The organism is Collinsella sp. HCP3S3_E11 (genome assembly GCF_052067375.1).
In the GTDB taxonomy this organism is placed as follows: domain Bacteria; phylum Actinomycetota; class Coriobacteriia; order Coriobacteriales; family Coriobacteriaceae; genus Collinsella.
Genome location: NZ_JBQHQI010000001.1, coordinates 203,373 through 223,619 on the forward strand (window position 1 = coordinate 203,373; position 20,247 = coordinate 223,619).

The 20,247-nt window shown below is 60.7% G+C and carries 13 protein-coding genes; 6 read left to right on the forward strand and 7 right to left on the reverse strand.

Annotated features, from left to right (window positions below):
- Positions 1–47 precede the first annotated feature (47 nt).
- The 5 genes from ACTM86_RS00820 (at position 48) to ACTM86_RS00840 (ending at position 6,348) form a co-directional block, all read left to right on the forward strand.
- Complete coding sequence (locus ACTM86_RS00820) at positions 48–2,123, forward strand: protein kinase domain-containing protein (RefSeq protein WP_441014966.1); 2,076 nt, start codon at positions 48–50, stop codon at positions 2,121–2,123.
- Between the two features lie 572 nt (positions 2,124–2,695).
- Positions 2,696–5,038: a heavy metal translocating P-type ATPase gene (locus ACTM86_RS00825; protein ID WP_441014968.1), complete on the forward strand. Its 2,343-nt coding sequence runs from the start codon at positions 2,696–2,698 to the stop codon at positions 5,036–5,038.
- A gap of 147 nt (positions 5,039–5,185) precedes the next feature.
- On the forward strand, positions 5,186–5,407 hold the full coding sequence (locus tag ACTM86_RS00830) for a heavy-metal-associated domain-containing protein (protein ID WP_154515953.1): 222 nt from the start codon (positions 5,186–5,188) through the stop codon (positions 5,405–5,407).
- Positions 5,408–5,458: 51 nt separating this feature from the next.
- Positions 5,459–5,728: a metal-sensing transcriptional repressor gene (locus ACTM86_RS00835; protein WP_441014970.1), complete on the forward strand. Its 270-nt coding sequence runs from the start codon at positions 5,459–5,461 to the stop codon at positions 5,726–5,728.
- Positions 5,729–5,874: 146 nt separating this feature from the next.
- Entirely contained in the window at positions 5,875–6,348 is a 474-nt protein-coding gene (locus tag ACTM86_RS00840; RefSeq protein WP_441014972.1) for a hypothetical protein, read from the forward strand.
- Between the two features lie 90 nt (positions 6,349–6,438).
- Here ACTM86_RS00840 and ACTM86_RS00845 read toward each other — a convergent pair whose 3' ends face one another.
- The 5 genes from ACTM86_RS00845 to gltB form a co-directional block, all read right to left on the reverse strand.
- Positions 6,439–7,809 (reverse strand): amidohydrolase family protein, encoded by a 1,371-nt coding sequence (locus ACTM86_RS00845; RefSeq protein WP_441014974.1) that lies wholly within the window; start codon positions 7,807–7,809, stop codon positions 6,439–6,441.
- A gap of 572 nt (positions 7,810–8,381) precedes the next feature.
- Positions 8,382–9,458 (reverse strand): hypothetical protein, encoded by a 1,077-nt coding sequence (locus ACTM86_RS00850; protein ID WP_441036889.1) that lies wholly within the window; start codon positions 9,456–9,458, stop codon positions 8,382–8,384.
- A gap of 434 nt (positions 9,459–9,892) precedes the next feature.
- On the reverse strand, positions 9,893–10,600 hold the full coding sequence (locus ACTM86_RS00855; RefSeq protein WP_441014978.1) for a hypothetical protein: 708 nt from the start codon (positions 10,598–10,600) through the stop codon (positions 9,893–9,895).
- 424 nt (positions 10,601–11,024) lie between these two features.
- Entirely contained in the window at positions 11,025–12,506 is a 1,482-nt protein-coding gene (locus ACTM86_RS00860) for a glutamate synthase subunit beta (RefSeq protein WP_441014980.1), read from the reverse strand.
- A 5-nt stretch (positions 12,507–12,511) separates the two neighbouring features.
- A complete protein-coding gene (gltB, locus tag ACTM86_RS00865) occupies positions 12,512–17,209 on the reverse strand; it encodes a glutamate synthase large subunit (RefSeq protein WP_441014982.1) in 4,698 nt (1,565 codons plus the stop codon).
- Between the two features lie 523 nt (positions 17,210–17,732).
- Here gltB and ACTM86_RS00870 point away from each other — a divergent pair.
- On the forward strand, positions 17,733–18,989 hold the full coding sequence (locus ACTM86_RS00870) for an Nramp family divalent metal transporter (RefSeq protein WP_441014984.1): 1,257 nt from the start codon (positions 17,733–17,735) through the stop codon (positions 18,987–18,989).
- A 469-nt stretch (positions 18,990–19,458) separates the two neighbouring features.
- Here ACTM86_RS00870 and ACTM86_RS00875 read toward each other — a convergent pair whose 3' ends face one another.
- Positions 19,459–19,602, reverse strand: coding sequence for a rubredoxin-like domain-containing protein (locus ACTM86_RS00875; protein WP_035137395.1), 144 nt, complete (start codon positions 19,600–19,602; stop codon positions 19,459–19,461).
- An 89-nt stretch (positions 19,603–19,691) separates the two neighbouring features.
- Complete coding sequence (locus tag ACTM86_RS00880; RefSeq protein WP_441014986.1) at positions 19,692–20,195, reverse strand: flavin reductase family protein; 504 nt, start codon at positions 20,193–20,195, stop codon at positions 19,692–19,694.
- Between the last annotated feature and the right edge of the window lie 52 nt (positions 20,196–20,247).

Sequence of the window (20,247 nt, forward strand, 5' to 3'; positions counted from 1 at the left end):
CCTCGTCTTGATGACCCAGCTTTATTCGTATTGACAGGAGCATTCTCATGGATATCGTCGAAGGTAATAAACTCATCCGTCTCGACACGTTCGATACCGCTGTGGCGGTCGACCCCAGCGCCGAGGACGACGCCAAGCGCCGGTTTATGACGCTTATTCTTCAGACGGCATACCGCGACGGCGGCAATATCGGACACGTGCTTCGCGCGACCAACACAAGCGGCGAGGTCTTTGCCGTCAAGCTGCTCAAGGACAACGCCATCCTTTCTGACCAAACACCCGATCGCTCCGCCGAGCAAGCGGCTGCGCACCTGGCCAACACCGCCGCGTTGTTCGAGGAGTACCGTCATCTGTGCACCGTCTCGCACCTGCGCGGATTTCCGCGCGTCTATGGCTATGGATCGTGCGAGGACGACCCGCTCATCCTCATGGAGTGGGTCAAGGGCACCTCGCTCAAGCAGGCGCTGCCCTTGCTTCCGCACGATGCCTCGGGCGGGCTAACCACCCAGATGGTGGCCGCCGTTGGAAACGCCGTGCTTCGCGCACTCCTGATGACCCAGGGACTCGTAAATCCGGTCGTCCATCGCGATCTGTCGCCCGCCAATATCATGTTCCGTACCACCAGTCGAACGCTCGAGCAGCAGATCGCCGATTGCTCCTTTGACCCCTGCCTCATCGACATGGGCTCCGCGACCATGGCCCTCGGCGACGACACGATCACCCGGCGCGCCGACATCTGGCGCTTTGCCACACCCGCATACGCCGCGCCCGAGATGCTCACGCAGGATATCGAAGGCATCGCGGCCCTTCGCCGCTCGCCCGCAATCGACGTCTACGCGCTTTCGAGCATTCTGTACCAGCTCTACAGCGGTCGCAAGCCGTTCGATGTGGAGTCGACGGGCGCCGCGGCAACCGGCTCGTTCTACCTCATAAAGACCAAGACCAATCCGGCACCGCTCGAGCCGCGCTGCGAGGGCGACAAAGCGCTCGTCCAGATCATCATGAAAGGCATCTCAGTCGAGCAGTGCGATCGTCCCACCGAGCAGCAGATGCTCGAGGTGCTCTCGGCATACCTCACCGATGCCGAATCCGAGGGCCGCGAAGGCGCAAGAGACGAGGCCGCGATTGATATCGATTCTGGTACGCACCTTAAGGTCGACGTCGCCGGCGAGCGAGCGCGAGAGATTCTGGAGCAGGCCCGGCACGATGCCATGACCCGCCGCCGCTTTATTATCGGTGGCGTTGTCGCGGCCGTTGCGGGGCTCGGCGTTATCGGGGCGGCAACCCATGGCTTTGGCATCCCCGACTACCTGGACGGCATCCGCGGTTCGCTTGACGACTACACCTGGGATCAGCTGCAGGAGATTTCGCTCAAGATTAAGGCTGCCGAGACCCGTAGCGAGGCACGCGAGATCGCCAAGCGCTATCATCTGCTCGACGATGACGGTCATATCCCCTATCCATGCACCAAGCGCGTCACGCTCACCAACGGGCTGGAGGTCGGCGCACAACTCGTGGGCATCCGTCACGACGAGCTTCTAGACGGTACGGGCAAGGCCGGACTGACGTTTATGTTCGATGCCGGCATCGCCGAGCGCGATGCCGCGGCCCAACCGTTGAGCGCCGGCTGGGCAGATTGCGAGCTGCGGGAATGGCTCGATAACGATGGCCTTAAGCTGCTGCCCAACGAGTTGCGCGCACTCATTAAATCTGTCAAAAAGATCTCGAATAACGTTGGCGCTGCCAGAAGCGCATCGTGTCTGAGCGAGTTGCCCGCAACCCTTTGGCTGCCCGCCATGGTCGAGCTGTGCGGTACGCAACCGCCCGATTCGTTTGCCGAGGACTATCACTACCTGGCAGACATCTACAACGGCGAGGGCAAGGAGTATCAGCTCTTCCGCGAGCTCAAGGTGAGCCCGTATTCCACGAACGAGACGATGGTCCGCCAGTGGAAGGGCAAGGACACCTGTTGGTGGGAACGAACGGCGAGCCCCGACACATCGGAGAGCGAAGGCACACTCTATATGAACCGCGTGGGGCACGACGGCGACGTCTTTATGTACGCAACGCCTGCGGAAAAGCCAAACAAGCGAACCTGCGTGATTCCCGGATTCTGCATCTAGGCAGCGGGCGTCTTGCCGTGACGGGACCCCACCCCGGTAATCGTCTTAATCTGTAACAGTTAGAGCCCAAAAACCGGTCTAGTTGTTACAGATCGAAACAAAACCCCAGCCCCGCGAGACAACATCTCAATCTGTAACAGTAAGGGGTCAAAAACCTCTCTAGATGTTACAGATCAAGACATTTGAGTTGACCGCGGACGGTCCGTCTCGATCTGTAACAGTTAGAGGTTATATTTTCCGCCAGACGTTACAGATTGAGACATTGAGTTTCCTGCCAGCTGTTTGTCTTGATCTGTAACAAATACTCGGTAAAACCGGGTCTAAATGTTACAGATCGAGACGTTAGTTTTCGGCTGAAATGTTTGTCTAAATCTGTAACAACTATGGTTCAAAAACCGGTCCAGACGCTACAGATTGAGATGTTTGGCAGAGGCGGCCACCGATTGAGCAGCAGCCCTCATCTGTAATGAAAAGTCATACATTCCAACTATTACTAGACACCCCCAGGGGGTATGGGTGTATAGTATCGGGAGGTTAACAATTCCAACACCGAACCACAGAAAGGAGAGGCCATGGCTCAAGATAAGTTCGACGTAGGCGGCATGACATGCGCCGCCTGCCAGGCACACGTGGACCGTGCCGTGAGCAAGCTCGACGGCGTCCAAAGCGTCGCGGTCAACCTACTCGCCGGTTCCATGATGGTCGACTACGACCCCGCGCAGGTCTCCCCCGACGATATCTGCACCGCCGTCGACCGCGCGGGCTACTCGGCCTCGCCCGTCAGCACGGGCACCGGTGCCGCCGGCTCAAACGGCAGCGCACAAGCCAGGTCTGGCGCCGCCCATATGGAGTCGCCCACCAAAAAGCTGGAGGCCGCCGCCTCTGCCATGCGCACCCGCCTCATCGTCTCGATCGTCTTCCTCATCCCACTGTTCTACATAGGCATGGGACACATGCTCGGCTGGCCGCTGCCCGGCATTTTCACCGACCATATCCACAGCATGACGCTCGCCCTCACCGAGCTTGTCCTGATCATCCCCATCGTCTACGTCAACGACGCGTACTTTATCAACGGGTTTAAATCGCTCGCGCACGGCGCACCCACCATGGATGCCCTTATTGCCGTGGGCGCCACCGCTTCCATTGCCTGGTCGCTCTACGCCATGTTCATCATGGCCGACCAGCTGGCCACAGCTCAGGTGCACGAGGCCATGATGACAGGCATGGACAATCTGTATTTTGAGAGCGCGGGCACGATCCTGTCGCTCGTCACCGTGGGCAAATACCTCGAGACGCGCAGTAAGTCCAAAACCGGCGGCGCCATCGAGGCGCTCATCGATCTGGCGCCTAAAACCGCGACCGTCGTTGCCGACGACGGCAGCGAAACCACCGTCGACGTCGATAGCATCCTTCCCGGCCAGGTCCTGCGCGTGCACCCCGGCGAGTCAATCCCCGTCGACGGCGTGGTGCTCGAGGGTAGCTCGGCCGTGGACGAGAGTGCGCTCACCGGCGAGTCAATCCCCGTGGAAAAGACCGCCGGCGACACCGTCAACGCCGCCACCGTCAACCGCACCGGCTCGTTTACCTTCCGCGCCACGCGGGTTGGTGCCGAGACATCACTCGCCAAGATCATCCAGCTCGTCGAGGACGCCAACGCCACCAAGGCGCCCATCGCCCGCATGGCCGACAAGGTCGCCGGCGTGTTCGTGCCCGTGGTGTTCGTGATCTCGGCCGTGACCTTGGCGGTGTGGATGGCACTGACCGGCAGCATAAACGAGGCACTTACCTCCGCCGTGGCCGTGCTGGTGATCAGTTGTCCCTGCGCGCTCGGCCTAGCCACGCCCGTCGCCATTATGGTGGGCACCGGCAAGGGTGCCGAGATGGGCATTCTGTTTAAGAGCGCCGAGGCGCTGGAGAACCTGCGCGGCGTGGGTACCGTAGTGCTCGATAAGACGGGTACGGTCACCCGCGGCAAACCTGCCGTGACCGATATCGCGGTAGCCACGCGCGCCGATGGCTCGCCCGCCATGAGTGAAAAGGCGTTACTGAAGCTCGCTGCCGCGCTGGAGCGTTCGAGCGAGCATCCGCTGGCCGAGGCGATTATGACCGAGTGCGAGGCGCGCGGAATCGTGGCGCGCATGGTCGAGGACTTTGCCGCCGTGCCTGGACGAGGCGTTACGGCGCGCGAGGGACAAAACGCCATCGCTGCCGGTAACGTGCGCTTAATGGGCGAGCTGGGTATCACCGTGCCCGCCGGTCTTGCCGAGCGATTCGCCGCCGAGGGCAAGACACCGTTGTTCTTTGCCAAGAACGGCGAGCTTGTCGGCACCATTGCCGTAGCTGACGAGGTCAAGGAGACGAGCGCTGAGGCCATCGCTGTAATGCGTTCGCTCGGCGTCGACGTGCACATGCTCACCGGCGACAACCGTGTGACGGCCGAAGCAATCGCCCGCCGCGTAGGACTGAGCAGCAAGCAGGTCATCGCCGATGTCCTGCCCGCCGACAAGGAACGCCACGTGCGCGAACTGCAGGATGCGGGCGGCAAGGTCGCCATGGTGGGCGACGGCATCAACGACTCCCCCGCCCTGGCGCGCGCCGACGTGGGCCTTGCTATCGGCACCGGTGCCGACATCGCCAAGGAAGGGGCAGATGTGGTACTCATGCGCAGCGACCTCATGGACGTCGCCCGCGCCATCGAGCTTTCGCGCGCCACGATTCGCAACATCAAGCAAGACCTGTTCTGGGCGCTGTTCTACAACGGCATCGGCATTCCGCTCGCTGCGGGCGTGTTCTTCCCCCTCACCGGCTGGCAGCTCTCGCCGATGTTTGGCGCCGCAGCCATGAGCCTGTCGAGCGTGTGCGTCGTAAGCAACGCGCTGCGCCTGAAATCCTTTAAGCCTAAAGTGACAAAATAGGCTCACCATTACGTCCACTTAGAACGGGTTTTCCAGGTGCCCGAGATTGACCTGAAAGAGGAGCGACGCGTACTTTGGTACGCGAGCGACGGCTTGAAGGTCAAGGTCGGGTGCCTGGGAAAGCCGACATAACAGAGAGGAATACCCATGCGTTACACAATTAAGACTTCCGGCCTTATGTGTGGCCACTGCGACGCTACTGTCGAGACGGCACTGCTCAACGTTGCCGGCGTGACCGACGCCGATGCCGATCACGAGACTCAGACGGTACAGGTGGAGTGCGCCGACACCGTGGCCGCTGAGCAGCTCGCTGCCGCCGTCGAGAGCGCCGGCGAGAAGTTCCACGCCCTGTCCGTGACCGCAGCCTAGCTGCTACCAGAAGCATTCGACCCCATCGACCAGAAACGAGGACCCGCCATGATGGCAGACCGCAAATCGGTGAACCGTATGCTCAAGACGGCGCGCGGCCAGATCGACGGCATCCTGCGGATGGTCGAGGAGGACCGCTACTGCGTCGATATTTCCACGCAGCTCATGGCCACACAGGCACTCCTCGCGCGCATTAACGCCGACGTACTCAAGGCGCATATCGAGGGCTGCGTGACTTCGGCAATCGAATCGGGCGACGAAGACCTCAAAGCCGCGAAGCTCGCCGAGATCGAACGCGTCGTCGACAAGCTCTCTAAGTAATCGGCGCATTGAGGACAAACCACTTTGCACCGTCTTGATGTTCCGAGGACAGGTATGTTTGCACCACATTGGTGCAGATTAACCTGTCCCCCTTGCTCTAAATCGGGTATAAAGGCGTGCGGCATATCGAACGAAAGGCAATTTGCATGAATGACTTTATGAAGGGCCGCAATGGCGCCGACGAGCTCACCATCGTGATGGGTTTTGCGGGCATCGTCATCGCGATGATCGGATCGATGACCCGCGTCCAGTGGCTCAGTTGGATCGCCATCGCCGTCATCGTGATCGGCGTACTGCGCGGCCTGTCCAAAAACATCGACGCACGTCGCAAGGAGAACGAGGCCTTTGTCGCCGGCTCGGCTAAGGTCCCCGGCTTGGGCAAGTTTGTCGCCAGCTTGGGTGGCGGCGCTGCAGCGGCCAGCACCTCACGCGCGGCCGGCACCAGTAAGGAAGACTTTGAGCGCGCCAAGCGCACGGCCAAGAAGATGTGGAAGGGTCGCAAGACCACGGCATACCTCAAGTGCCCCAACTGCGGCCAGATGCTCTCCGTCCCCAAGGGCAAGGGCAAGATCCGCGTCACCTGCCCCAAGTGCCACGCCAAGATGGAGACGCGCTCGTAGCCGCCATACCGCAGGACAAAATAAAAGCCGAGGCCTCGCACCGGGACCTCGGCTTTTTTGAATGCGACAAAGGGCCCGCCCCCGTCACACCTACGCCACGCCGTCGCGGGCAAGCTCCTCGGAAAGCGCCTCGGCTGGCATGGCCATAATCGTGTCGAGCTCGGCGTCCACCTCGGGAATACGCTTCACCTTGAGTTTGCGCACCAGATCGCCACGGCACATCACGTGCATCGGCTCGCGCAGAGCGCACAGGTCATCGAGTGGGTTCTCACGCGTCACCAGGATATCGGCAGCCTTGCCGCACTCGATCGCACCGGTCTCGCCGCCCAGCCCCAGCAGCTCAGCATTGACCTGCGTAGCCGTATGCAGCGCAAATGCATTGCTCACGCCCACGTACTTGGCAAAATAGGCCACCTCGCGCCACATGTCGTACTGGGTCACGAACGGGCAGCTCGAATCCGTACCCAAACCTACCTTGATACCGGCTTCCAGCGCCGCACGAGCGCTCTCGATAATGCCCGAGCACACGATATCGCCGTTCTTCTTTTGCGTGTCAGTCGAATGAGTCTTTTCCGGATCGAGCAGCACAAACGGCAGTGCGGGGCTGATCGTGCAGGTCACACTCGGCGCACGCCCCTCGAGCTGAGTTCCCGCGGCGCCGCGGTACAGCTCCAGGATCTCGGGCGTCAACGGAGCGCCGTGCTCGATCGTATCGACGCCGGCCTCGAGCGCGGCGCGTACGCCCTCGGTGCTCTCGACATGAGCCATAACCGGAAGGCCCATATCGTGCGCTGCCTTGCACGCCGCCGCGGCAACCTCCACCGGCATACGCAGCACGCCCGGCTCGCCCACCTCGGTCGCATCGAACACACCGCCCGTTACGAACAGTTTAATGACGTCGGCACCGCGCGCATACAGGTCGCGCACCTGTTCGGCCGCCTCGGAGGGACTGTTGGCCACCTGGGCGAACAAGCCCGCGCCGTGGCCACCCGGCACCGTGACGCCCGTTCCCGGCGCCACCAAACGCGGACCCTGATACTTGCCGGCGTCGATAGCATCGCGCACGGCCAGATCGGCAAACAGCGGGTCGCCCGCGCCGCGCACCGTGGTCACGCCGCTTGCCAGCTGCTGTTGGGCGCTGCCCTTAAGAATATGGCGCACGATAGCGCGCCCCACGGGATTATCGAGCTTCTTCATCAGCGCGCCCGCATCGCCCGCCGAAACCGGCTTGCCCGAGCCGCACAGATGCACATGCATATTGATGAGGCCCGGCATGAGATACGCCCCGGCCAGGTCAAGGACCTCGGCACCTGCAGGCGCCTGCGCAACAGCGCTCGGCCCCATCCACGTGATGACACCGCGCTCAACGGCCACGGCCATGTCGGGCTGCGGCTCCATATGCTCCGAACCATCCAGGACGGTCGCATTGATAAACAACGTGGAACGATCGGCAGACGCCATATCGAGCTCCTCCCTCACGATTAACTTGAACATTTGTCCATTATCACCTAATGCAGCAAACTAAAGTCGAACATATCGGTTAGCGGAGGGACGAGAGAGCTGTGAGGGCAAACGGAGACAGCACGGCAATGCTCCGGCCGTTCCAGCAAAACGTCTTGATTTGTAACAGGTAGACCAGGTTTTAGCAGCCAGATGTTACAGATCAAGATCTTTCGGCACCGCGGCCAACCTTTGTCTCAATCTGTAACAGTTGGGTCGAATTTTGGCCGCTAGATGTTACAGATCGAGATCTTTCGGCACCGCGGCCAGCCTTTGTCTCAATCTGTAACAGTTGGGTCGAATTTTGGCCGTCAGATGTTACAGATCGAGATATTCTCCAGCCCTGTCGTCAAACATCTAAATCTGTAACATGTAGACAGGTTTTCGGCCTCTAGATGTTACAGATTTAGATCTTTTAGCGGCAGCCAACCTTCTGTCTCGATCTGTAACAGTTACGAGGCCAAACGGCCCCTTGTTGTTACAGATCGAGACAAAATCGACAGGAACAACCACATCCGCGTTAGTCGTATCCCTCAGCGCCCATACCACTGACGCTTCCATCCCTCAGCCAAATCGGCCCGCTGCGAAATACCCGCCAGCCTCATCTTTTCAGCCAGCTTCCCCGAGTTCTTGAGTTCATCAAACGTGAACCTCAGCACCTTGTGCCCGAGCATTGTCAGATGAGATTCCCGCTGACGCTCTGCTACGAACGGATCGACCGACTCCCGATCCCCACCATCCTGCAGGGTATACTTTCCTCTTCCGTCGAGCTCGCCAATCACGCACGTCCCGTCCTCGAGCCTCCAGAAATAATCGACCCGAAACACCTGTCTCGAATCGAGCGGATCGCGAAACTCCACCTGCAACTCTGGCACCGGAAAACCGTATGCAATAAAGAACGCTCGGAACCGAGACTCGCCACCATTTTCGGACAGCCCGTCCGCATGCGACGCAATCACCTGAGCTCTGCGATACCCGCGTCTGCCCTCGCAATCGGCCTGGAGCCGTTCGCAGAGGTCGTCGCGCGATATGCCCTTCGCCCGCAGCGCAGAATCGGCAATCGCCAGACCATATGAAAACGGCGCACGCAGCAGACAATCCTCCACCGTGCGCCAAAACGGCGTCACTCGCACGCCGTCGACGCGCTCAAGCGCACCCGACGCCTGCGGACGCAGCAGCCTATATCCCGTACTCAACGCCACCGAACAACCCGTCTTGACCAAGTAACGCGGCCCGAGCAGATCATTAGGCACCTCCAGACCCCATATCAGCGCGGCGTCATACCCCCAAAACGCCCAATCGGGATGAAACTCCGCAAGCCCCTTGATGGTCCGCCGAGCCCGCTCCGGCGGCGTCAACACATCCCATTCATGCTGAAAACAGAATAGGTGCGATTCGGGCTCCGCAATATCGTCTGTGCCCACATGGCGCCGCAGCCACATGAGCTCGGCATTGTCGTGCGTCGCAAGCAGCACGCCTTGTTCAGCCGCCTCCGTGAGCCTGGCGAGCATCCTATTCCGCGCCAAGGTGCTACGTACTGCATGTTTGTGTTTGAAAACGGTATTAGACACTTTCATCACCACCACGTCAGACAAATGGACCATCGTCACCGTTGCCTCCGCTGACAAATGTCTTGATCTGTAACAGGAAGACAATCTTTGAGCCACTAGTTGTTACAGATTTAGATTGTTCGGTACCACGGCCAACCTTTGTCTCGATCTGTAACAGTTAGGTCGAATTTTGGCCTGTAGATGTTACAGGTTGAGACATTTCCCCAGCTAGGTGCCAAACGTCTCAATCTGTAACAGTTAGATCGAGTTTTGGCCTGCAGATGTTACAGATCGAGACATCCCCCCCCTGCCGGGTGCCAAACGTCTCAATCTGTAACAGTTAGACGTTCTCCAGACCCCTAAACGTTACAGATTTAGACAAACCAGCAACGCCCAAGCATTCGTCTCAATCTGTAACGGGTAGACCGGTTTTTTGTCCCTTGACGTTACAGACCGAGACAAATAGACGGGCGGCGGCGGCAGATGCCCATCCCCTACTCCCATTCCTGTTTGTAGATGTTGAGTGACTTTACGTAGCGCCCCTGGGCACCCATGATGTCGCGAACCAGCCGTAAGAAGAAGCTGATACACGAGGTATCGAAGCCATCTTCTAGGTCCTCAGGATGCACGGCGCCAGGCCCGTCGACCGCCGTGTCGCTCAGGCGCGCAATGTCGTAGAGGTAGAGCTGCCCCGCCGTCAGCCAGACATCGTCGACGCACGCGAGGCGCACTGCAATCGCGCCATCGCGCCAGTGCTCCTTTTGCACGATATGCGGATCGTAGACGTCAAAGCGACGGTCGGTACGCGTGTCACGCAGCGCGACCATGCCGGTCGCGGGATCCTTATCCAAAATGCCAAAGCGCGAGAAATAGTGCGTGTCGCGCACCTGCCCGAGCCGTCTGAGCGAAGTAGGCGAAAGCGACGCCGGCGGCTCGTCAACATACAGCTCAAGCAGCGTCTTGCCATGGTAATAGGGACGCTCAAACAGCAGCCAATCGGTAAATGCCATGTTATAGGCCATGATTTCATTTTGCGAGGGCTCCTCACAATAGCTGAGCCATGGATCGACTATCACTTCGAACTGTGTACGCGCCGACTCCAAAAACTGAAACTTGCGCAGCATCCAAAACTGGGCCATGCCGGCGATATCGTCACCGACGGCCTCGGCCAGACGTCCCCGGTCCAAAACATGATCAGCCATGGCATCCTCCTCAAACTGATAAACCTCAATTTGAGCTTACGAGGAGGGCGGGTGGTCGCCGCCATCACGGGCGAAATGGGCATCGGGCTGCAAACCAGATGCTGACCAAGCACTTGACGGGATACTTGCAGATTATGCAAATTGCCACAAAATCGCGGGTAGAACTAGACGAATCACCCGCGCCGCTGTCCGCAAACAACTAAAGCCGCCACATAAACAGCAGAGCGCAACGAGCGCAAACGCCAACGGGTAGGCAGCCAAACGTCGGCAAACGAGCAAAACGCTCGCAAACCCGCAAGGAGTGTCCCCGGATGCCGGCACGTAAGGAACGTCCCCAGCTGCCGGCACTTGGGGACGCTCCTTACGTGCCGGCCGTTGGGGACAGCCCTTGCCGATTCGATTGTTGAGTAACTCCGTGATTGTCTTACAGCCCCAGCGCCTCGGCGACCTCGGCTGCGCAGGCGAGGGCATCGGCCATGGCACTCACCACGAGCGAGCTACCGTTGCGGGCATCGCCGGCCACATACACCGGCGCGGCATCTGCGGCAACGCCATCCACGCGAGCCGCAAGATGCGAGTCATCGGAGGCCATCACGGGCAACGGACGGCCCGCCGTGGCAATAGGCACGTCAACAGCGTCGAACACGCCGTGCTCCGGACCCGTAAAGCCACAGGCGATCAGCACCAGCTGGGCCGGCACCTCGTGCTCGGAGCCCGCAATGCGTTCGGGCTTGCCGGCCGACCAGTCCAGATCGACCACGCGCAGGCCCGCGGCAGCGCCCTTCTTGTCCAGCAATACCTCGAGCGTATCCACGCCCCAAGCACGCATCTCGCCGCCCATGGCAGCGATAGCCTCCTGCTGACCGTAGTCGGTCTTCTTAACGTTGGGCCACTGCGGCCAGGAATTGCTCGCCGCACGCTTATCGGGCGCAGCCGGCAAGAACTCAAACTGACGCACACTGCGTGCACCCTGGCGCACCGCGGTACCCACGCAGTCGTTGCCGGTATCGCCGCCGCCAATGACCACAACGTCCAGGCCGCGCGCGTTCACCGCGGGCTCACCGCCATCGAGCACCGAGACGGTCGAAGCCGTCAGGTAGTCCACGGCATACACCACGCCCGGGGCATCCACATTCGTAGCCAAAAGACCGCGGGGCGTACGAGCACCGGCAGCCACCACAACGGCGTCAAAACCATTGAGCTTGGCCGCCACCGCAGGGTTCGTAACGTCAGTACCCAGCTCAAAGACAATGCCCAGCTCGCGCATGAGCGCCACGCGGCGCTCGACCACGGACTTCTCGAGCTTCATGTTGGGAATGCCGTACATGAGCAGACCGCCTGGGCGGTCGTCGCGCTCAAACACCATCACGCGGGCACCGCGACGCGCAAGTTCCCATGCAGCCACCAGGCCAGCCGGGCCAGAACCAACCACGGCGACCGAGGGCGCGTCCTCCCCTGCCGGCTCAAAGCGACGCGGGCCGCCGTTTGCCCATTCGTGGTCGCTGATCGCGCGCTCGTTATCGTGAATCGTTGTGGGCTGGCCGTCGACCGAACCCAGGTTGCACGCAGCCTCGCACAGTGCCGGGCACACGCGGCTCGTAAACTCGGGCATGGGCGAGGTGAGCGACAGGCGCTCGGCCGCCTCGTCCCAGCGACCGCGATACACCAGCTCGTTCCACTCGGGAATCAGGTTGTGCAGCGGACAGCCACTCGGACGCGCCTTGCCAAAGCTCGCACCCATCTGGCAAAACGCCACGCCGCACATCATGCAGCGGCTCGCCTGGGCGCGGCGCGCATCGTCGTCGAGCTCCACATACAGCGGATCGAAATCGCGGCTGCGCTCCTCCACGGGGCGCAGCTCGTGGGTCACGCGATCGATATCAAGAAAAGCACCGGGCTTACCCATGGCACTTACGCCTCCTTCTTGGTCGAAGCAACAGAGCTGACAGCCACGGGCGCAGTGCCCGCTGCACCGCCCGCGACATCAAAGCGAGCGACATCCGCGGCGCTCGCGCGGCCGGTCACGATGTCAAACGCCAACTCCTCGGCCTGCGCATGCGTCTTGCCCACGGCCTCGGCCGCAGCGACAATCGCCAGCACGCGCTCGTACTCGGTCGGAATGACCTTCACAAAGTGCTTGCTCATCGAGTCGAAGCTGTAGAGCAGCTTAATGCCGCGCGGGCTCTGCGTCGCGTCCACGTGCTCCTGGATGAGCGCGCGAATCTGCGCCAGCTCGCCAGCCGTCGGGGCCTTGAGTTCCACGCTCTCGTGGTTCACACGGGCCTCGAGCGTGCCGTACTGGTCAAAGACATAGGCCACGCCACCCGTCATACCGGCGGCGAAGTTCTGCCCGACCTCTCCCAAGATGAGCGCCAGGCCGCCCGTCATGTACTCGCAGCCATGGTTGCCGCAGCCCTCGACCACCACAGTGGCACCGGAGTTACGCACGCCAAAGCGCTGGCCTGCCAGGCCGTTAATAAAGCCGCGTCCGCTCGTGGCACCAAAGAACGCCACGTTGCCCACGATGATGTTCTCGTCGAACTTGTAGGTCGCATGCGGGTTGGGGCGCACCGACACCTCGCCGCCCGAAAGGCCCTTGCCAAAGTAGTCGTTGGCGTCGCCGCACACGTTGAGCGTAATGCCGCGCGGCAGAAAGGCGCCAAAGCTCTGACCGGCCGAACCATCGCAATCGATGGTGATGGAGCCGGCGGGCAGGCCCTCGGGATGCGCCTTGGTCACCGCATTGCCCAGGATGGTGCCCACGCAACGGTTGACGTTGGCGATATCGGCGCGGAACCGAATCGGGCGCAGGTGCGCACGGGCATCGGCCGTATAGGGCACGAACAACGTGGAGTCGAGCGTCTTGTCGAGCTCGCTGTCCGCAGCCATCTGCGGCAGGAAGTGGCGACCGTCGGCGCCCGGGATATGGGCACCGAACTCGCAGGTCGCGCTCGCCAGCACGGGCGACAGATCAAGCAGGTTGGCCTTGCGGTTGCCCGGTACCTCGATCTGGCGCAGGCACTCGGGATGGCCGACCATCTCGTCGACGGTGCGGAAGCCCAGGCTCGCCATGACCTCACGCAGCTGCTCGGCAACAAAGAGCATAAAGTGCTCAACGTGCTCGGGCTTGCCGCGGAAGCCGCGACGCAGGCGACAGTTTTGCGTGGCGATGCCGGCCGGGCAGGTGTCCTGCTGGCAGTCGCGCTGCATGAGGCAGCCCATGGAGATGAGCGGCATGGTCGCAAAGCCAAATTCCTCGGCGCCCAGCAGGCAGGCGACGGCAACATCGGTGCCGTCCATGAGCTTGCCGTCGGCCTCGAGCACCACGCGGGAGCGCAGGCCGTTTTGCAGCAACGTCTGCTGAGCCTCGGCAAGGCCGAGCTCCAGCGGCAGGCCGGCGTGCCAAATGGAATCGCGCGCCGCGGCACCCGAGCCGCCATTGTGGCCGCTGATCAAGATCTTGTCGGCGGCACCCTTGGCCACACCGGTGGCGATGGTGCCGACGCCGGCCTCGCTGACCAGCTTGACCGACACGCGCGCACCGGGGTTGGCGTTCTTAAGATCAAAGATCAGCTCTGCCAGGTCCTCGATGGAGTAGATGTCGTGGTGCGGCGGAGGCGAGATCAGGCCGATGCCGGGCGTGGACTGACGGACCTCGGCGATCCAGGGGTAGACCTTCTTACCGGGCAGGTGGCCACCCTCGCCGGGCTTGGCGCCCTGGGCCATCTTGATCTGAATCTCGAAGGCGCTGCACAGGTAGCGGCTCGTTACGCCAAAGCGCGCACTTGCCACCTGCTTGATGGCGGAGTTCTTGGAGTCACCGTTAGCCAGCGGGGTCTCGCGACGCGGATCCTCGCCGCCCTCGCCCGAGTTAGAGCGTCCATGCAGGCGGTTCATGGCGATGGCCATGCACTCGTGCGCCTCTTTGCTGATAGAACCGTACGACATGGCACCGGTGTTAAAGCGGCGGACGATGTTGCGCGCGGGCTCCACCTCGTCGAGCGAAACCGGCGTGCGGCCGTTGGCATTAAAGTCGAGCAAGTCACGCAGGCGCACGGCACGGCCGGTGCGGTGCAGGCGGGCGCTGTACTCCTTAAAGGTGTCGTAGCTGTCCTCACGGCAGGCGGTCTGCAGCAAGTAGACAGTCTGCGGATCAATGAGGTGATCCTCGCCGCCGAGCGGGCGCCACTTGGTCAGACCCAGCGTGGGCAGCTGATCGGGAGCCGGGCTCTTAAGGATAGCGAGCGCGGCGTCGTAGCGCTCGTTTTGCTCGCGCTCAACGTCCTCGACACCCATACCGCCCACACGGCTCACCGTGCCGGCGAAGTACGCGTTGACGAACTCCGGCGTAAAGCCCACGGCCTCGAAGATCTGCGCCGAATGGTAGCTCTGCACCGTGGAGATGCCCATCTTGGACATGATGGAAACGATGCCGGCGGTCGCAGCCTTATTGTAGTTGGCGATGCCCTGCTCGGCTGTCACGTCCAGATCGCCGTGCGCCGCCAGGTCGCGAATGCACGCATGCGCGTTGTACGGATAGATGCCGCTCGCGGAGTAGCCCACCAGCGCCGCAAAGTCGTGCGGAGACACGGCGTCGCCACACTCCACCACGATGTCGGCAAAGGTACGCACGCCGGCGCGGATCAGGTGGTTGTGCACGCAGCCCACGGCGAGCAGTGACGGCACGGGTACCTCGTCCGCTCCGGCGCGATCGCTCAACACCACGATGTTCACGCCGTCGCGGACCGCAGCCTCAACGTCCTCTGCAAGCTGCTTGAGCGCAGCCTGCAGCGCGCCCTCGCCGGCATCGCGGCGGTAAACGGCACGGAAACGGCGGGTCTTAAAGCCAACACGGTCAATCGCGCAAATGCGGTCGAACTCCTCCTCGCTCAGCAGTGGGCGCTCCAGACGCACGAGTTGGCAGGCCGTACGAGAATCCTCGAGCAGGTTGCCGTGGTTGCCCAGGTAGAGCGTGGTCGAGGTGACCATATGCTCGCGCAGGGCGTCGATCGGCGGGTTCGTGACCTGGGCGAACAGTTGATAGAAGTAGTCAAAGAACGAGCATGTCTTCTTGGACAGGCAGGCCAGCGGCGCATCGATACCCATCGAGGCGAGCGGGGCCTTGCCCTGCTGGGCCATGGGGCGCACGACCTCGTCAACATCATCCCAGTGATACCCGAGCTTGGCCATACGCACGGCGGCAGGCACCTCGGCATCCTCGGCGGGCGTTGCCGCGGCGGGCTTGTCGAGCGCGTCAACGGTCAGCGTCTCTTCGGCAATCCAATCGCGGTAGGGCTTTTCCTTGGCATAGCGGGCGCGCAGCTCATCATTGTAGATCACACGGCCGCGGGCAAAATCGACCTCGAGCATCTGGCCCGGTCCCAAACAACCGCTTGTCAGGATATTCTCGGGGCGCACCTCGATGGTGCCCACCTCGCTTGCCAGCATAAAGCGGCCGTCGCGCGTCACGTAGTAGCGAGCCGGGCGCAGGCCGTTGCGGTCGAGGGCGGCACCCAGCGTACGGCCGTCGGTAAAGGCGATGGCCGCCGGGCCGTCCCAGGGCTCCATGAGCATGGACTGGTAGGCATCGTAGGCGCGGCGCTCCTCGCTCAGGTTGTCGTTGTGGTCCCACGGCTCGGGCAGCAACATGGACGCGGCACGCGTGAGCGGACGGCCGTTCATGACCAAAAACTCGAGTACATTATCCAGAATCGCGGAGTCGGAACCCTCGCGGTTGATGATGGGCATCACACGCTCAAGATCATGCTGCAGCACGGGACTGTACAGGTTAGGTTCGCGGGCGCGAATCCAGTTGACGTTGCCCTTGAGGGTGTTGATCTCGCCGTTGTGGATAATAAAGCGGTTGGGATGTGCGCGCTCCCAGCTAGGCGTGGTGTTGGTGGAGTAGCGCGAGTGGACGAGCGCCACGGCCGTCTTGACGGCGGCGTCGTTGAGATCGATAAAGAAGCGGCGCATCTGCGTGGCGACCAGCATGCCCTTGTACACGATGGTGCGCGAGCTCATGGAGCACACATAGAAGATCTTGTCACGCAGGGCAAACTCGGCGTCGGCCTTCTTTTCGATGGTACGGCGGCACACGTACAGGCGACGCTCAAAGGCATCGCCGGCGAGCGTGTCGTCCGGACGGCCCAGGAAGGCCTGCAGGATGGTGGGCATGCAGGCGCGGGCCGTCTCGCCCAGATCGTGAGGGTCGACCGGCACCTCGCGCCAAAAGAGCAGCGGCACGCCGGCCTCGGCACAGCCTTCCTCAAACACGCGGCGGGCATCCTCTACGCCCTTGTCGTCTTGCGGGAAGAACAGCATGGCCACGCCATAGTCGCCCTCTGCCGGCAGAATCTGGCCGCACTTTTGAGCCTCTTTGCGGAAAAAGTGATGCGGAACCTGGAACAGGATGCCGGCGCCGTCGCCGGTATTCTTCTCGAGTCCCGTGCCACCGCGGTGCTCCAGGTTGACCAGAATGGACAGCGCATCGTCCAGAATCTGGTGGTGGCGCTCACCGTTGATATCGGCAAGCGCGCCGATGCCACATGCATCGTGGTCGAATTCGGGGCGATAAAGGCCCTGCTGCTGAGCGGAATCTGCCTGCATCGCGATCCTCCCCTAGATATTTAGACAGTCAGTTGAATAGGCATACTAGAAGCATCGCCGGCCCATTGTGTTTCCCGCCCGTTTCGAAACAATTGCGTAACGCACGCCCTACGAGTGGACACCGCCGACCTCAAGGGCAACAACAAGGGCCCCAGGTTCGGCCTGTAAGCTCACCGCTTCAAACATCTCAATCTGTAACAGGAAGACCCAATTTCGACGACTAACGGTTACAGATTGAGATGTTCTCGAGAGACGGTTACGAATGTCTCAATCTGTAACACGAAGGGGCGGTTTTGGCGGTCAGCTGTTACGGATCGAGATTTTCCATAGGACCATTTCTTCCTGTCTCGATCTGTAACACCTAGGCCCAATTTCCATCCCTAGTTGTTACAGATCAAGACATTTCGGCAACCCCCTTTTACCATCCTATTCAAATACAACAATTTTGTTAGTCATGGTCAAATTTCGAGCCTAAAACGGGTATCCTTTGCGGCGTCAAACAAACGGCACGCAGGAGTGCACCATGATCGACCAACTCAAACATCACTTTGGTTCCCCGCGCACCGGCGGCCACGGCGGACTCGACATCGCACGGCATATCGGCCCCGGGCTGCTCGTGACCGTCGGCTTTATCGACCCGGGCAATTGGGCCTCCAATATGGCCGCCGGCTCGCAGTTTGGCTACGCGCTGCTGTGGATCGTCACGCTGTCCACGATCATGCTCATCGTGCTGCAACACAACGCGGCTCACTTGGGCATCGCCACGGGCATGTGTCTTGCCGAGGCCACGACGCGCCACCTGCCCCGCCTCGTCGGGCGTGCGATACTCGGCAGCGCGTATCTAGCCACGGTCGCCACCGCCATGGCCGAAGTCCTGGGCGGTGCGATCGCACTTCAAATGCTCTTTGGCCTGCCCGTACGTGCCGGCTGCATCATCGTGGCGGCGGCATCGATTGTCATGCTCATGACAAGCTCCTACAAACGCGCCGAACGCTGGATCATCGCCTTCGTGGGCGTGGTGGGACTTTCGTTTTTAGCCGAGCTTCTGCTGGTCAAGGTCGACTGGCCGCAAGCCGCCACAAGCTGGATTACACCCAGTATGCCCACCGGCTCAGTCGCGATTATCGTAAGTGTCCTAGGCGCGGTCGTTATGCCCCACAACCTCTTCCTGCACTCCGAGGTCATCCAATCCATGCACTTCGAAGGCCAAGGCGAGCAGGTTATCGAAGAACGCCTGCACTACGAGCTCTTCGACACGCTCTTTTCGATGGGTGTGGGCTGGGCAATCAACTCGGCCATGGTCATCCTGGCCGCAACGACCTTCTTTGCGCACGGCATTGTCGTAGACGACCTCGCCGTCGCAGCGGCCACGCTCTCCCCCATTCTGGGCCCGGCAAGCTCGACCATCTTTGCGGTGGCACTGCTGTTTGCGGGCATATCGAGTAGCGTGACGGCGGGCATGGCGGCGGGCACCATCACCGCGGGCATATTCGACGAGGAATACGACATCCACGACCGACATTCCTCGATCGGAGTGGCGGCCTGTTTCGTCGGCGCAGTGGCGGCGTGCCTGATCGTCCCGAATCCTTTTGAGGGTCTCATTTGGAGTCAGGCACTGTTGTCGCTTCAGCTGCCGATTACGGTCTTTGTGCTCATACGACTCACCAGCTCGCCCCGCGTCATGGGCAAATACGCCAACTCGCGCCCGCTCAACGCGTTGCTCGTAGGGATCGGTGTCATCGTGACGATTCTCGACATCGTACTGCTAACGGGGATGTAATGGGATGGCGTGACTGTCCAGATATAACGTCTCAATCTGTAACACGTGAGGCCGCTTTGAGCCCTTAGATGTTACAGATTGAGATTTTCTGAGAGATAGTTTCAGTTTGTCTCGATCTGTAACAAGTGGACCCAATTTCCGCGCCCAGATGTTACAGATCGAGATATTTCTTCAGCCCCAACCTTTTGTCTCGATCTGTAACAAGTAGAGGGGGTTTACGTGCCTAAATGTTATAGATTGAGATTTTGAGAATGATGGTTTTGGTTTGTCTCGTTCTGTAACAGGAAGACCCGTTTTGAGCCGTTAGATGTTGCAGGTTAAGACAAAAGGTCGGCCGGACTCACAACAGACAGGATCGGCTAATAGCAGCCGTGATCCCTTGGGGACGGAGGAAAAGGGCCCCGGCCGGGATATCCGACCGGGGCCCTTGGACAGAGCTATATGTTGCTGCAAGTCGTGTGTCTACGAGCTACTCCTCGACGAGCTCAAACTGATCGGGACCGACGCCACACACCGGGCACACGTAATCCTCGGGCAGCTCGGGCGTGTCGACCTCTACCTCGTAACCGCAAACGGTGCACACGAACTTGTACGTCTTCTTTTCCTCGGCCATGATGTTCTCCTCTCGAACGTGGCTGCTGATGTACTTTGCTTATTAGTATATATTCTTAATAATATAATGCAAGCGGTTTTACCGCATTTCTACCCTTGGTACGAAGACGCCTTGGGCGGCGTCTTGCCCTTCAGGACCTTATGGTAGTAATCGTAGGTGAGCGGCGTCTCGTCGCTCAGGCGCTCGGCATCCTCGACCTCGCCGATAAACAGTAGATGCGTGCCCACATCCACTGTGTCGATCAAACGGCAGCTAAACAAGGCCGCCGCATGCTCGGGAACATAGGGCATGCCCAGTGCGGTCTCGCGCGTCTCGTACTTGGCAAATTTGTCAAAGTTGCTGCTGGTACGGAATCCAAAGTTACCAATGTAGGGCATATCGGCCGTCTGATCGATCACGGTCAGCGCAAAGGCCTTGGCAGACGAGATAACGCTAGACGTGACATTTTCCTTGTTCACGGCAACCGAAATGCGCGGCGGCGTGGACGTCACCTGCACTGCGGTGTTGATAATGCAGCCGGCGCGCGATCCATCTGCCGCGGCACTCACCACATACAGCCCGCACGGCATCGTAAAGAACGCAGTTTTATCCAAAACGATCACTCCCCTAACTCGGAATTGAGCCTTGCAGACGTATATACCCACA

Coding starts and splice junctions, on each gene's coding strand:
- ACTM86_RS00840 (WP_441014972.1), top strand. CDS start 5,875: ATGAATGACTTTATGAAGGGCCGCAATGGCGCCGACGAGCTCACCATC.
- ACTM86_RS00820 (WP_441014966.1), top strand. CDS start 48: ATGGATATCGTCGAAGGTAATAAACTCATCCGTCTCGACACGTTCGAT.
- ACTM86_RS00875 (WP_035137395.1), bottom strand. CDS start 19,602: ATGGCCGAGGAAAAGAAGACGTACAAGTTCGTGTGCACCGTTTGCGGT.
- ACTM86_RS00825 (WP_441014968.1), top strand. CDS start 2,696: ATGGCTCAAGATAAGTTCGACGTAGGCGGCATGACATGCGCCGCCTGC.
- ACTM86_RS00855 (WP_441014978.1), bottom strand. CDS start 10,600: ATGGCTGATCATGTTTTGGACCGGGGACGTCTGGCCGAGGCCGTCGGT.
- gltB (WP_441014982.1), bottom strand. CDS start 17,209: ATGCAGGCAGATTCCGCTCAGCAGCAGGGCCTTTATCGCCCCGAATTC.
- ACTM86_RS00830 (WP_154515953.1), top strand. CDS start 5,186: ATGCGTTACACAATTAAGACTTCCGGCCTTATGTGTGGCCACTGCGAC.
- ACTM86_RS00870 (WP_441014984.1), top strand. CDS start 17,733: ATGATCGACCAACTCAAACATCACTTTGGTTCCCCGCGCACCGGCGGC.
- ACTM86_RS00845 (WP_441014974.1), bottom strand. CDS start 7,809: ATGGCGTCTGCCGATCGTTCCACGTTGTTTATCAATGCGACCGTCCTG.
- ACTM86_RS00835 (WP_441014970.1), top strand. CDS start 5,459: ATGGCAGACCGCAAATCGGTGAACCGTATGCTCAAGACGGCGCGCGGC.
- ACTM86_RS00860 (WP_441014980.1), bottom strand. CDS start 12,506: ATGGGTAAGCCCGGTGCTTTTCTTGATATCGATCGCGTGACCCACGAG.